14 protein-coding genes are annotated in these 12,305 nt (G+C 55.6%); 9 read left to right on the top strand and 5 right to left on the bottom strand.

The window, feature by feature from the left end:
* Positions 1-243 precede the first annotated feature (243 nt).
* From ACXAIA_RS18190 to ACXAIA_RS18175, 4 genes are read left to right on the top strand one after another with little or no spacing between them, the layout of a single operon-like run.
* On the top strand, positions 244-669 hold the full coding sequence (locus ACXAIA_RS18190) for a hypothetical protein (RefSeq protein WP_475350595.1): 426 nt from the start codon (positions 244-246) through the stop codon (positions 667-669).
* Positions 662-1,894: an HlyD family secretion protein gene (locus ACXAIA_RS18185; RefSeq protein WP_475350594.1), complete on the top strand. Its 1,233-nt coding sequence runs from the start codon at positions 662-664 to the stop codon at positions 1,892-1,894. Before ACXAIA_RS18190 ends, ACXAIA_RS18185 begins: the two co-directional genes overlap by 8 nt.
* Positions 1,895-1,932: 38 nt before the next feature.
* Complete coding sequence (def, locus tag ACXAIA_RS18180) at positions 1,933-2,517, top strand: peptide deformylase (protein WP_475350593.1); 585 nt, start codon at positions 1,933-1,935, stop codon at positions 2,515-2,517.
* Positions 2,518-3,213, top strand: coding sequence for a COQ9 family protein (locus ACXAIA_RS18175; RefSeq protein ID WP_475350592.1), 696 nt, complete (start codon positions 2,518-2,520; stop codon positions 3,211-3,213).
* Between the two features lie 111 nt (positions 3,214-3,324).
* Here the strand turns inward: ACXAIA_RS18175 and ACXAIA_RS18170 are convergent, their stop codons facing one another.
* The 3 genes from ACXAIA_RS18170 to purE all read right to left on the bottom strand — a co-directional run bounded on the left by ACXAIA_RS18170 (position 3,325) and on the right by purE (position 5,887).
* Positions 3,325-4,005, bottom strand: a complete 681-nt coding sequence (locus tag ACXAIA_RS18170; protein WP_475350591.1) for a thermonuclease family protein — start codon at positions 4,003-4,005, stop codon at positions 3,325-3,327.
* A gap of 179 nt (positions 4,006-4,184) precedes the next feature.
* Complete coding sequence (locus ACXAIA_RS18165; protein ID WP_475350652.1) at positions 4,185-5,273, bottom strand: 5-(carboxyamino)imidazole ribonucleotide synthase; 1,089 nt, start codon at positions 5,271-5,273, stop codon at positions 4,185-4,187.
* 113 nt (positions 5,274-5,386) lie between these two features.
* Positions 5,387-5,887 (bottom strand): 5-(carboxyamino)imidazole ribonucleotide mutase, encoded by a 501-nt coding sequence (gene purE / locus ACXAIA_RS18160; protein WP_475350590.1) that lies wholly within the window; start codon positions 5,885-5,887, stop codon positions 5,387-5,389.
* Between the two features lie 260 nt (positions 5,888-6,147).
* On the opposite strand from purE, the gene ACXAIA_RS18155 reads away from it, so the two are divergent.
* Positions 6,148-6,984 carry a GGDEF domain-containing protein gene (locus ACXAIA_RS18155; RefSeq protein ID WP_475350589.1) on the top strand — a complete coding sequence of 279 codons (837 nt, stop codon included), beginning with the start codon at positions 6,148-6,150 and terminating at the stop codon, positions 6,982-6,984.
* 123 nt (positions 6,985-7,107) lie between these two features.
* Here the strand turns inward: ACXAIA_RS18155 and ACXAIA_RS18150 are convergent, their stop codons facing one another.
* Positions 7,108-7,314 carry a YdcH family protein gene (locus tag ACXAIA_RS18150; RefSeq protein ID WP_475346733.1) on the bottom strand — a complete coding sequence of 69 codons (207 nt, stop codon included), beginning with the start codon at positions 7,312-7,314 and terminating at the stop codon, positions 7,108-7,110.
* A 120-nt stretch (positions 7,315-7,434) separates the two neighbouring features.
* On the opposite strand from ACXAIA_RS18150, the gene ACXAIA_RS18145 reads away from it, so the two are divergent.
* Both ACXAIA_RS18145 and ACXAIA_RS18140 read left to right on the top strand, forming a co-directional pair.
* The gene (locus tag ACXAIA_RS18145) at positions 7,435-8,541 is read left to right on the top strand and encodes an ATP-dependent 6-phosphofructokinase (RefSeq protein ID WP_475350588.1); all 1,107 of its coding nucleotides are present in this window, start codon (positions 7,435-7,437) and stop codon (positions 8,539-8,541) included.
* Between the two features lie 28 nt (positions 8,542-8,569).
* On the top strand, positions 8,570-9,034 hold the full coding sequence (locus tag ACXAIA_RS18140) for a TIGR02444 family protein (RefSeq protein ID WP_475350587.1): 465 nt from the start codon (positions 8,570-8,572) through the stop codon (positions 9,032-9,034).
* Between the two features lie 24 nt (positions 9,035-9,058).
* On the opposite strand, the gene ACXAIA_RS18135 is transcribed toward ACXAIA_RS18140, so the two are convergent.
* Positions 9,059-9,676, bottom strand: a complete 618-nt coding sequence (locus tag ACXAIA_RS18135) for a UbiX family flavin prenyltransferase (protein WP_475350586.1) — start codon at positions 9,674-9,676, stop codon at positions 9,059-9,061.
* A 115-nt stretch (positions 9,677-9,791) separates the two neighbouring features.
* Between ACXAIA_RS18135 and ACXAIA_RS18130 the strand changes: the two genes are divergently transcribed.
* Both ACXAIA_RS18130 and ACXAIA_RS18125 read left to right on the top strand, forming a co-directional pair.
* Positions 9,792-9,956: a YdcH family protein gene (locus tag ACXAIA_RS18130; RefSeq protein WP_475346729.1), complete on the top strand. Its 165-nt coding sequence runs from the start codon at positions 9,792-9,794 to the stop codon at positions 9,954-9,956.
* 400 nt (positions 9,957-10,356) lie between these two features.
* A complete protein-coding gene (locus ACXAIA_RS18125; protein WP_475350585.1) occupies positions 10,357-12,252 on the top strand; it encodes a propionyl-CoA synthetase in 1,896 nt (631 codons plus the stop codon).
* The last annotated feature ends 53 nt before the right edge of the window (positions 12,253-12,305 follow it).

Below are 12,305 nucleotides of genomic sequence, written 5' to 3'. Positions count from 1 at the left end.
AGAGGGAAGAGGATATTCGCCTTTGACGTTTATTTGGCCAGCTGTGACAAACTCTTTGGGCAAGGGCGACCATTTTTCCGTTTTGGTGGCTGTAAAATCAGGCGGCGATCCCTATATCGCAAATTGAACCAAAAGTTGTATAATGCTTTGAGATAACAGCAGCTATTGCCGGGTTTTTATCAGGCGGACGATCTCAATTTCCCGGTTTTCCGGGCACGATGCAAACAGCTCGGAGGATCGGAGATGGAAGGTGGCTTGCGCGAGACGGCGATTGCACATGCGCCGTTCTTTGTTACTGCACCAGGCGAATCAGATGTTTTATTCACCATTGTTGTCTGGTTCGTGGTGCTGGCCGTCTTCGGGCTTGGTGCGCTTTACCTTAGTCTGCATGCCCTGCCTGAACGGATGGCCCATCATGCCAATCATACGCAAATCCAGCTGATCAGCATCCTTACACTGTTGGCACTGTTTACCCATAACAACCTGTTCTGGCTGGCTGCCCTTGTGATTGCGGTGGTTCAGGTGCCTGATTTCTATAGCCCGATCCAATCAATCGCGGAGTCTGTAAAGGCGATGGCGCGCAAGAAGGGCGCAATTGACGACTCGGACAGGCCAAGCAACTCGGTGAACTCGGTGTCCGTGACGCAGGAGGCTTCCAAAGATGTTTGAGCTTCTTCTGTGTTCGATTTTCACCATTCTGCCCGATTATCTGATCCGCCGGTATCGTCAGGGCAAGCGGATCGGCAAGGAAATCACCCTGTTTTCCGTCTGGTATGAGCTGCGTTATGGCATTGTCGGTTGTGCGATCCTGACCATCACCCTGATTGCGGTGATTTTCTATTTCCATCCATCGACCATGAACGTGTCGTCCTTCTTCCGGACCGTCACGATCCTGCCGGAAAAAGGTGGGCGCGTGGTCGAGATTTATGTCGAAAATGATCAGATCGTCGCGGGCGGCGATCAACTGTTTCGCATTGATAACCGGGTCGAGCGCGAAGCCGTCGCCATGGCCGAGCAGCGCATAGCCGAAATCCGCGCCCAGATGGAAGTTTCCCGTGCCGATCTTGCCGTAGCCGAGGGCAATGTCGAACAGGCGCGCGGGTCCTATAATCAGGTGCGTGACGAGCTTGAAGTCAAAGCCGACCTTCTGTCGCGTGGCACCAATGCCGTTTCCCGGCGCGAGGTCGAGCGTCTTGAAGTTTCTCTGACAACCCGGCAGGGTGGGCTGAATGCGGCCCTTGCCAGCATGACGGTGATTGAAACCAAGCTGCAAAGTCTGCTGCCCGCTCAGCTTGCCAACGCGCAGGCCGCGCTAAGATCGGCCGAGGCGGAGCTTTCCAAAACCGTGGTGCGCGCCGGTGTTGCCGGCAAGATACAGCAATTTGCCCTGCAGGTCGGGGACTATGTCAGTCCGATCCTGCGCCCGGCCGGCATCCTGATCCCGCAGAAACAAGGTGAAACCATCTATCAGGCGGGCTTCGAGCAGATCGCAGCTCACGTGGTTAAAGTCGGTGTGATCACCGAGGTCACCTGTGCATCCCTGCCGTTTGAAATCGTACCGATGGTGATCACCGAAGTACAGCCGGTCATTGCCGCTGGGCAGTTCCGGCCAAGTGACCAGTTGCTTGATATAACCGAGCGCGCCAAGCCGGGCACGTTCCTGGCCAAGATGGTGCCGCTTTATCCCGAACAGGTTGCTGATGTCCCCTTGGGCAGTAAATGTGTCGCCAATGCCTATACCAACACCCATGATCAGCTTGCAGCTCCCGATGTTGGCGCGGGTGAGTGGCTGTTCCTGCATATGGTGCAGACCGTGGGCGCGGTGCATGCGATCCTGTTGCGTGTGCAGGCCTTGATCTGGCCGATCCAGACACTGGTCCTTTCAGGGCATTAGGGCTTTACAGCCAGACGGTTTTGGTTGGATATAGGGTCATGTCGATCCTTAAAATTGCCCGGATGGGCCACCCGGTTCTGCGCCACGTTGCGGACCGGGTCGAAGACCCGCTTGATCCCGAAATTCAGCGCCTGATTGCGGACATGAAGGACACCATGAAGGATGCCGGGGGCGTTGGCCTTGCGGCCCCGCAGGTGTTTCAGTCGCTCGCCATCATGGTCTATTACGTGCCTGCCCTTCGCAAAAGCGATGATCCGGACGATGGGGAAGTGCCGCTAAGTGTCCTGATCAACCCGGAAATCGAGCCGATTGGCGATGACATCGTCGATGGTTGGGAAGGATGTTTGTCCATTCCGGGCCTGCAGGGTGTGGTGCCCCGATGGAACAAAATCCGTTATCGCGGGTTAAATGAAAAGGGCGAAAGCGTGGAGCACACTGCCGGTGGCTTCCATGCGCGCGTTGTGCAGCACGAATATGATCATTTGATCGGGGTGATGTATCCCGAACGTATGGAAGATATGTCGTTGCTCGGTTTTAATGAAGAATTGCGCGAAAATCCGCCCGAGACTAACTTTAGACAGTCGGCGACAACTGACGCAGAATCACATGACGAGGAGGCCTGAATGTCTGTCACTGAAAGCATGACCCGCCTGCAAGCCCAGCGCGAAGCACTGGTCGAGGCAGCCCTTGAGCATGTGCCGTTTGATGGCTGGACCAAACAGGCCCTGCAGGCCGGCGCAGAGGACCTGGACCTTGCCCCGGGCGAGGTCGACCGACTGCTGCCCAACGGCATTCGTCAGGCCATCGTTACCTATGTCGAGCTGACTGATCGCAAGATGGTCGCTGCCCTTGATGACATGGGCCTTGAGAACCTTAAAATTCGTGACCGCATTGCAACCGCGGTCAAGACCCGCCTTGATCTGGTCGAAGATCAGAAAGATACCGTGCGCGCAGCCCTTGCCTATATGACCCTGCCGCAGAACGCCGCCCTTGGTCTGAAACTGACCCATGGCACGGTCGATAAGATGTGGGTCGCTGCCGGTGATACCTCGACCGATCATAACTGGTACACCAAGCGGATGTTGCTGGCTGGTGTCTATGGATCAACGCTTGCCTATTGGCTTGATGACACATCCGAAGGCCATGCTGATAGCTGGGCATTTCTGGATCGTCGCATTGGCAATGTCCTGCAGATCCCGAAAATCACCGCCAAGATCGGCAAGGCGGGCAAGGTTGCAGCCGCGCCCTTCAAGATGGGGGCAAAGATTGCGCGCTGCATGCCGACACCGGGCCGGATGCGCCGCCAGTTTGGTGGCTGATCGCCCAAAGCGTCGCCACTGCCTGATCAAACAAAAACGCCACCGTGCATGTTGCCGGTGGCGTTTTGAGTTTTGAGGGAAGGAAACTCTCTCGGAATTTGGCTGACTTGGTCAGAAGGTATTGGTCAGGAAGCTCAGCAGGGTCGGGTCCGGCGCATTGGCTTCTTCCAGTTCGGAAGCCAGATCGATCTTGATCGGGTTTTCGACCGGCTTCGGGCCAGCCGCGTCATCAAGCATGTTTTTAAGCTCGTTGGCATCATGGGCATCCTGCAAGTCCTGCTTGCTCGGTTTGGCGGCCAGCGCAACCAGTTCTGAGGGCGGGGTGCCCATCCAGATGCCCTTTTTGTTGTCCTTGGCGAATTGCTGATCGCGCAGATAGGTCGCGCAGCTCGGATGGCTGTCGCAACTGACCATATCAACCATCGCCCAACCGGCACGCAGGATCAGACGGTTGAGGTCGTTCTGGCCCATCTGGCATTCGGTCAGCATCGGGAACAGTTGCACGTCCGAGACCTGCTGACATTTGATGGCGTAATTTTCAATGATGCGATCAAGCGCTTGGGCAGCCGCCGCACCGCACTGGAATTCAACCGATCCGGCCCGGCAAATCATGCCGGGTTTCGGGGCGCGAATGCCAAACAGTTCGACAATCATATTGCCAAAGCGAAGCTTGTCGCCTTCGATCACATCGGGGAAGCCTGCCGCACCTGGTACCGCCATGGCGGGGTTGGTGCGACTTTCAATGGCGATCAGGCCAAGGGTCAGTGAAAGAATGATCAGAAGCTTTTTCATCACATGTCATCCGTAAAGAGTTTCCTGCCCTACCAACAGCAAACAGGATGCCAATCGACTGGGCATAAAATGCCAGCCGGGTCATCTTTTGCGTAACGCCATGAATCACATACGAAAAAGCCCCGGATACGCGTGGCATCCGGGGCGAATTCCTGTTTTGGTCGGCAATGGGGATTGCCCTATTTCGGCAGAACCCAGGTCACATGACCCATCTTGCGGCCGGGCTTTGCTTCGGCCTTGCCATAAAGATGCAGTTTTGCATTTGGCTCGGTCAAAATTGCCTGCCAGTCATTGATGTCATCGCCCAGAAGGTTCTTCATACGCGCCTTGGAATGATGCGCCGGATCGCCCAGCGGCAGGCCGCAAACAGCGCGGATGAACTGTTCGAACTGGCTGGTGACACAGGCATCAATCGTCCAGTGCCCGGAATTGTGCGGACGCGGCGCGACTTCATTGACCAGAATGTCGCCATCCGTGGTGACAAACATTTCAACCGCCAGAAGCCCGACAAACTCCATCGCACTGACCAGCTTGATCGCGATGTCTTCGGCCTTTTTGGAAAGATCATCGGCAATTTCAGCCGGGGCCACGGTGACATCAAGAATGTGGTTGGTATGCACATTCTCGACCGGGCAGAAGCAGGCGGTATCGCCCTTAACACCACGTGCGACAATCACGGAAATCTCGCGCTCGAACGAGATGAAGCCTTCAAGAATGGCTTCCGCCCCGTTCATTTCAGCCCAGGCTTCGGCAAGGTCGGTATCGTCGGAAATCTTGACCTGTCCCTTGCCGTCATAGCCCATTTCGGTGGTTTTCAGAACCGATGGGCGGCCAAGCTTGGCGACAGCAGCTTCAAGATCGGCGAGCGATCGGACCGCCTCAAACGGGGCGGTGCCAATGCCATGATCATTGCAAAACGTCTTTTCGCGCAGGCGGTTCTGCGAAATATGCAGGCATTTCCAGCCCGGACGGACCGGTACGAGTTCAGAAAGCAGTTTGACGCTGTCATGGGGCACGTTTTCAAATTCAAACGTCACCACATCGACATCCGCGGCAAAGGCGCGCAGCGCATCAAGGTCGCTATAATCGGCAACCGTTGCCTTGGCACAGACCTGTTCGGTCGGGCTGTCAGCACCCGGGCCAAAGACATGCACCTTGTAGCCAAGCTCTGCGGCACAGAAGGCGGCCATACGGCCAAGCTGGCCATTGCCCATGATGCCAATCGTGCTGCCCGGGGCGATGATGCGCGTATCGAAATCCTGCGTCATGTAATCCTCGATCAAAACTCTTCCCGGCGGGAAGGTGTTGCTGCCTTTATGCGGCAACCGTCCAAATGTCGTTTATAAACAAAAACGCGCCCCTGCGGGCGCGCCTTTTGAAATCAAGGTGCCGGGTCGACCGGCTCTTCTGCAACCGAAGCGCTCTGGGCGGCACGCCAGTCATCCAGGCGGCTGGCCAAGGCATCATCCATCAGCGCCATGATTTCGGCTGCCATCAAACCGGCATTCTTTGCCCCGGCAGACCCGATGGCAAGGGTGCCGACCGGAACGCCGCCCGGCATCTGAACGATGGAAAGCAGGCTATCAAGGCCCTTAAGTGCGCGGCTTTGAACTGGAACACCCAAAACCGGAAGCGGGGTCATGGCCGCAGCCATACCTGGCAGGTGGGCAGCACCGCCAGCACCGGCAATAATGACCTTAAGGCCGCGCGACTTTGCCGTTTTGGCATAATCATAAAGGCGATCAGGCGTGCGATGGGCGGAGACAATCTTGGTCTCGTACGCGACGTTCAACGCATCAAGGACATCTGCTGCATTTTTCATGGTTTCCCAGTCTGACTGGCTTCCCATGATAATGCCGATGACCGGGGTTTGATCGCTCATAATGGCGGCTCCGTTTTCGGGCGGTTTCATGAAGGGCCGCATTATATGCAGCAAGCCCCATCATGCAAGCCTGCTTGAGGCATTGTGTAATCGAGAAAAGCCTTGTATATCATGGCGATCTTAATAAGAAATTCCGTAAATACAGATGAATAGCGATCCTTTTCACTCTGGATTGAAAATCTTGGTGAAAGAGTTTCGTTTTTGATCTATTATTTACTATTGCCTCATATAACTGTGCAGGTAGCACGGGAAGGTCAGACATGAAAGTCACAAGACCCGGATCAACAACACCCTCGATGGGGGGCGGGGATGGACGATATCCTTCAAGCCCTTATGGGATCTTTGCTTATGGCAAGGATGCTGGCCGTCGTCGTGCGCCCGGTCAGGACCATCAGGTCGACATTGATACCAACGATGTCGCCGACACAGTGGACGAGGCACCGTATCATACCCCCGATATGGCAAATGTTCTGGGCATCCCCGACAATCAGGTAACGCCCGCAGTCGAACAGGCCATCGGTCGTTTGATGGTACGTATCAACGGCCTGACCGAAAACCTGAGCGACCTGAAACAGCGTCAGGCCCATCTGGCCCGCAATGAGGGACGCGATCCCTTTACCGGGGCAATCAGCCGCCCGGCCTTTCTGCAGATCCTTGAAAATGAAATGACTCTGGTCGGCAAGGATCGCACCAGCCGGATGCTTCTGATGTCCGAACTGGCCAATATCGATGATATCCTCCAGCGCTATGGGCAGGACTGCAAGGAAGGCCTGTTTAACTATGTCCGCAAGATCATGGCGGATTTTATCATGTCACCGCACCATCTGGGATATCTTGGGTGCAATGACTTTGCGGCGTTGATGTATAATGTCGACGAAGAAGATATCTGGCAGCGCGTTGATGCCATTACCCGCTGGCTTGATCAGCATCCCTATATCCACAATGATCAGCCGATCTCGGTCGTACCGGTCTTTGGGCTTTATCATGCCCAAAATGGGGATACGCCAAGCTCGGCCCTGAATGCGGCCGATGCAGCCTTGCGTGCGCATAAGGAAATGTATCTCGCACAGCTTGCCCGTATTCCGCAGGGAATTTGACGGGCATCTGATCCTTCCCTTTTGACAACGGCGATCCTGCAGTGATCAACGCGTTTCGAGCGATCCGGAATACGATAAATTGGCTGTGCGGAAAATGCAGCAGACCGGTGTGCGGATCAGAAATCAGGCGATGATGTCTGGCACCAGCTGCGACTCGACATAAAGAATCTCGTCCTTCAGGGCCAGTTTGCGCTTTTTCATGCGGCCCAGACGCAGTTGGTCATGGTGCGGCGCCTGCACCATTTGTTCGATGGCGACATCCAGATCGCGGTGTTCCTCGCGCAGCGACAGAAGTTTCTTCTCAATCTCGATCTGATTGATTTCGTCCATTTTTGATCCAGCTTAATAACCAATGCGAGGGGAAGTTGATAATACCAGATATCATATTGGCAACCCATATGATTTGTACCACCCTGTAAAACAATATCGACACGATAGGGAAGGAAGCAGATGCGGATCGGAGTTTTGACCAGTGGCGGTGATTGTGCCGGACTGAATGCGGTTATTCTTGCGGTCGTACGTCGTGCGGTTCTTGGCTATGGGTGGGATGTTGTCGGCATTCGGCAGGGCACACACGGCCTGATGCAAGACCCGCCCCAGGCGATTGACCTTAATGATCAGGTCAATAGTGACGGGATGCTCCGCCTTGGTGGTACGATCCTGGGGACCGTGAACAAGGGCGATCCATTCCATTATCCGATGCCCGATGGCAGTTTTGCCGACCGGTCACACGAAGTGATCGAAGGCTATCACAAGCTTGGCCTTGATGCCCTGATCGGGATTGGCGGCGATGGCAGCATGGCCATCCTGCATCGTCTGGCCAAAATGGGGGGGATCAATCTGGTCGGTATTCCCAAGACGGTCGATAACGACCTTGCCCAGACCGAATATTCCATCGGCTTTACCACGGCTGTGAATGTCGCGACCGATGCGCTCGATCGTTTGCAGCCAACGGCGGCATCCCATGACAGGATCATGATCCTTGAAGTCATGGGGCGGGATGCCGGGCATATTGCCCTGTTTGCCGGTGTGGCCGGTGGCGCGGATGTTATCCTGATCCCGGAAATGGACTATGATCTTGATGAGCTGGCCCAGCATTGCCTGAATATCCGTAAAAGCGGCCGCAACCATGCGCTGGTCATCGTCGCTGAGGCGGTAAAACGTGACGATGGATCGTCGGTTACGGTGGGCGATGATGGTCAGAAGGTCCGCTATGGCGGGATTGGTCACTGGCTTGCCGATGAACTGGGCGAACGGACCGGCTGGGAAACCCGTGTGACGGTATTGGGTCATGTTCAGCGGGGCGGCACACCATCGCCGCGCGACCGGGTGATTGCATCGGCCTTTGGTGTGCACGCGGTGGACCTGATTGCGCAGAAGACGTTCAACCGCGTCTGCGCGTGGCAACAGCGCAAGGTCGTCGATGTCGCCATGGAAGATGTTATTGTCGGTCCGCGCCTTGTCGATACCGAAGGCACGATGGTGTCAACGGCCAAGGGGCTGGGCGCCTATCTGGGGCATCCGCCGAAAGTTGCCAGAACGGCCAAAACAGTCTGATATCCAATAATAAACAAGCAGGTTGGGAATGGATCAGGAAGAAGTCTGGGCCTTTACGGTCGCGATGTATGGTCGCGACGGGGTGGCCAAGCTGTGCCTCGATCTTCAGGATCGTTGCGACCTTGATGTGAACATGCTCCTTTTTATGTTCTTTCTCGGTCAGAAGGGCTTGGCGCCAATGAGTATTTCCTCGCTCGAGACGGCGGTCCGCGATTGGCGCGAAAACGTCATCAAGCCGCTCCGCCACACACGGCGCCATTTGCGCAATGATCCCCGCGCCAGTGCGCAGGACCTGCGTCAAAAGGTTAAATCAGAAGAACTTCAGGCCGAACGCATCGAACAGCATATTCTGTGCGAAGCGGTGCAAACGGTGCCGATTAATGACCCGATTGCCGCGGCACATGCCTATCTGTTACCCAACCGGTTTGCGCTTGATCAGACAGCGTGTGATGAAGCACTTGGCGAGTTGACCCGGTTGATGGGGATCGCCTAGCGTTTCGGTATCCCCAAAGCGGGCCTAGTCGCGGTTTTTGGGTTTGCCGGTGACCGGGATCGCGTTTGCGGCCTCGCTATCGCCCCAGCGGGCGGTTTCGGGCAGATCGATATCAAACAGATCGAGAACCCGCGCACAGCTTTGGGTGACCATTTCATCAAGCGATTGCGGTCGGGCATAGAAGGCCGGGACAGGCGGGGCAATGATCGCGCCGTTTTCTGTGGCTTGTGCCATGTTCCGGATATGGCCGGCATGCAGCGGCGTTTCACGTGCCATCAGCACCAGACGGCGACGTTCTTTGAGCATCACATCGGCCGCACGCGCGATCAGATTATCTGCGACTCCGCTTGCGACCTCGGCCAGGGACTTCATCGAGCATGGGGCAATGACCATCCCGCGTGCACGGAAGGATCCCGATGCAATCGGGGCACCGATGTCGGCATTGTCATGGACAATGTCTGCCATCTCCTTGATTTCGCGGATTTTAAAATCGGTCTCATAGGCAATCGTGCGCTCTGCTGCTTTCGAAAGGACCAGATGAGTCTCGGTTGGCGCATTTTTCAGCAACTGTAAAAAACGTATGCCGTAAATCACCCCGGACGCGCCGGTTATGCCAATGATAAGTCGATCTTTTTGCGTCATACCGTTCCCTGCGACACTGTGTTCCTGTTCACGTTCCTGATCGAAACACTGGAAATCATGTTACGAAATTAATACCATCTTCTTGTGGGCAATGTCAGATATAAGGAGTAGGCGAATGAGCGTTCAAAGCCATATCGAAGCTCTTACTGCCAAACATGCTGCACTTGAGCAGGAACTCCACCTCGAGACGCGCCGCCCGGCGCCCGACGATTCCATCGTCGCAGACATTAAACGTCGCAAGCTTGAAATCAAGGACGAGATAAACCGAATAACCCATTAGCCGTTCGGGCGTGGCCAAACGCGTGAGCAAGAACACGCGATCTCCCACGTGAACGGTGTAACGACCTCATAGATTTCCAAACTCTTGCCTTTGCCGCCTCATCTTATCGCCCACGCTTGAGGCGGCAACTTTATGTCTGCACTTCAAAACTTCGGGCAACTCCCCACATAAATCTCATCAGTGAAAATGCATACGAACCCCCGACTTTGGGGGATCAGTCATGCCTGTATTTTGAGTAATTGTAATCCGCAGAAAATAAGGGATTACCGGGCTCTACCAATGTCTAAGGGGTATGTGCGAATTAAATCGGTATTATGATGCCGATTTACGAGCATAACGCTACCGATGCGTCCGGTTTCGGGCGCCACCAGACCAAACGCCGCGGGAGGGTATTTCGCCAATGACCGGTCGCTATCAGGAAATCTACGAACGTTCGATCGCCGACAAGGAAGGCTTTTGGGCCGAAGCTGCTGAAAACATTTCCTGGTACAAGAAGTGGGATCGCGTTCTTGATGACAGCAACGCACCCTTTTATCGCTGGTTTAGCGGTGGCAAGGTCAATACCTGCTATAATGCGCTTGATCGTCATATCGAAGAAGGCCGCGGTGATCAGCCCGCCCTGATCTATGACAGCCCGGTCACCAACACGGTGCAGTCAATCACCTATTCCCATCTGCGCGATGATGTTGCCCGCCTTGCCGGTGCGCTGCATGCGCGCGGTGTGACCAAGGGCGATCGGGTGATTATCTATATGCCGATGATCCCGCAGGCCGCGATGGCGATGCTGGCATGCGCGCGCATCGGTGCGATCCATTCTGTGGTGTTTGGCGGTTTTGCCTCCAACGAATTGGCAACCCGCATCAATGACGCCAAACCAAAGCTGATCCTGACGGCAAGCTGTGGCATCGAAGGGGCGCGGGTGATCGAATACAAGCCGCTGCTTGATAAGGCCATCGCCATGGCTGATCACAAACCCCAAAGCGTCATCTTGTTCCAGCGGCCGCAAAGCGATGCGTTGTTGATTGATGGACGCGATTACGACTGGGAAGTCGAATGCGCCAAGGCCGCACCGTCTGACTGCGTGCCGGTTGATGCCACCGATCCGCTTTACATCCTGTACACGTCCGGCACGACCGGGCAGCCCAAGGGCGTTGTCCGTGACAATGGCGGCCATATGGTCGCCCTGCATTGGTCGATGAAGAACATCTATGATGTCCAGGCCGGCGACGTTTACTGGGCGGCATCTGATGTTGGCTGGGTGGTCGGCCATTCCTATATCGTTTATGCGCCGCTTCTGGCGGGCTGCACCACGATCATGTACGAAGGCAAACCGGTCGGCACCCCGGATGCCGGGGCCTTCTGGCGGGTGATTTCCCAGCACAAGGTCAAGGTCCTGTTCACCGCACCGACGGCATTTCGTGCGATCAAGCGTGATGATCCCAAGGCCGCCCACATGGCCAATTACGATCTGAGCAGCCTCGAAGCGCTTTATCTTGCCGGGGAACGTTCCGATCCCGATACCCTGCAATGGGCTGAAAACAGCCTTGGTGTGCCGGTGATTGATCACTGGTGGCAAACCGAAACCGGTTGGTCGATTTGTGCCAATCCGCGCGGGATTGAATTGCTGCCGATCAAATACGGTTCGCCAACAGTTGCTGCCTGTGGCTGGGACGTTCAGGTTCTTGACGAGGCTGGCAAACCGCTTGAACGCGGACAGATCGGTGCGCTTGCCGCCAAATTGCCACTGCCACCGGGCACGCTTCCAACCCTTTGGCAGAATGAAGACCGGTTCAAATCATCCTATCTGGAAGAATTCCCGGGATATTACGCCACGGGCGATGCCGGTTTTATTGATGAAGATGGCTATATCTATGTCATGTCGCGCACTGACGACATCATCAACGTTGCGGGCCATCGCCTGTCGACCGGGGGAATGGAAGAAGTTCTGTCAGGCCACCCGGATGTCGCCGAATGTGCAGTGATTGGCGTGCATGATGACCTCAAGGGGCAATTGCCGCTGGGCTTTATTGTCCTGAAATCCGGTGTGACCCGCCCGCATGATGCCATTCTGGCCGAAATCGTTGCCATGGTCCGTGATCAGATCGGGCCGGTGGCAGCGTTCAAAAAGGCCACAGTGGTAGACCGTTTGCCCAAAACCCGATCGGGCAAAATCCTGCGCAAGACCATGCGCTCCATCGCCGATGGTGAAAGCTACAACACCCCGGCAACGATCGATGATCCGGCAATCCTCCCCGAAATTGCCGAGGTCCTCAAAGAGATCGGCTATGCAAAATAGATAAGTTTTCCGTCACAGATGCACACTCCCGCTCCCTTGTTATTGGAGCAGCC

The organism is Thalassospira sp. ABL2_045 (assembly GCF_056161285.1).
The sequence above is the reverse complement of the archived record's forward strand: the minus strand, read 5'-3'. Positions and strand labels throughout refer to the sequence as shown.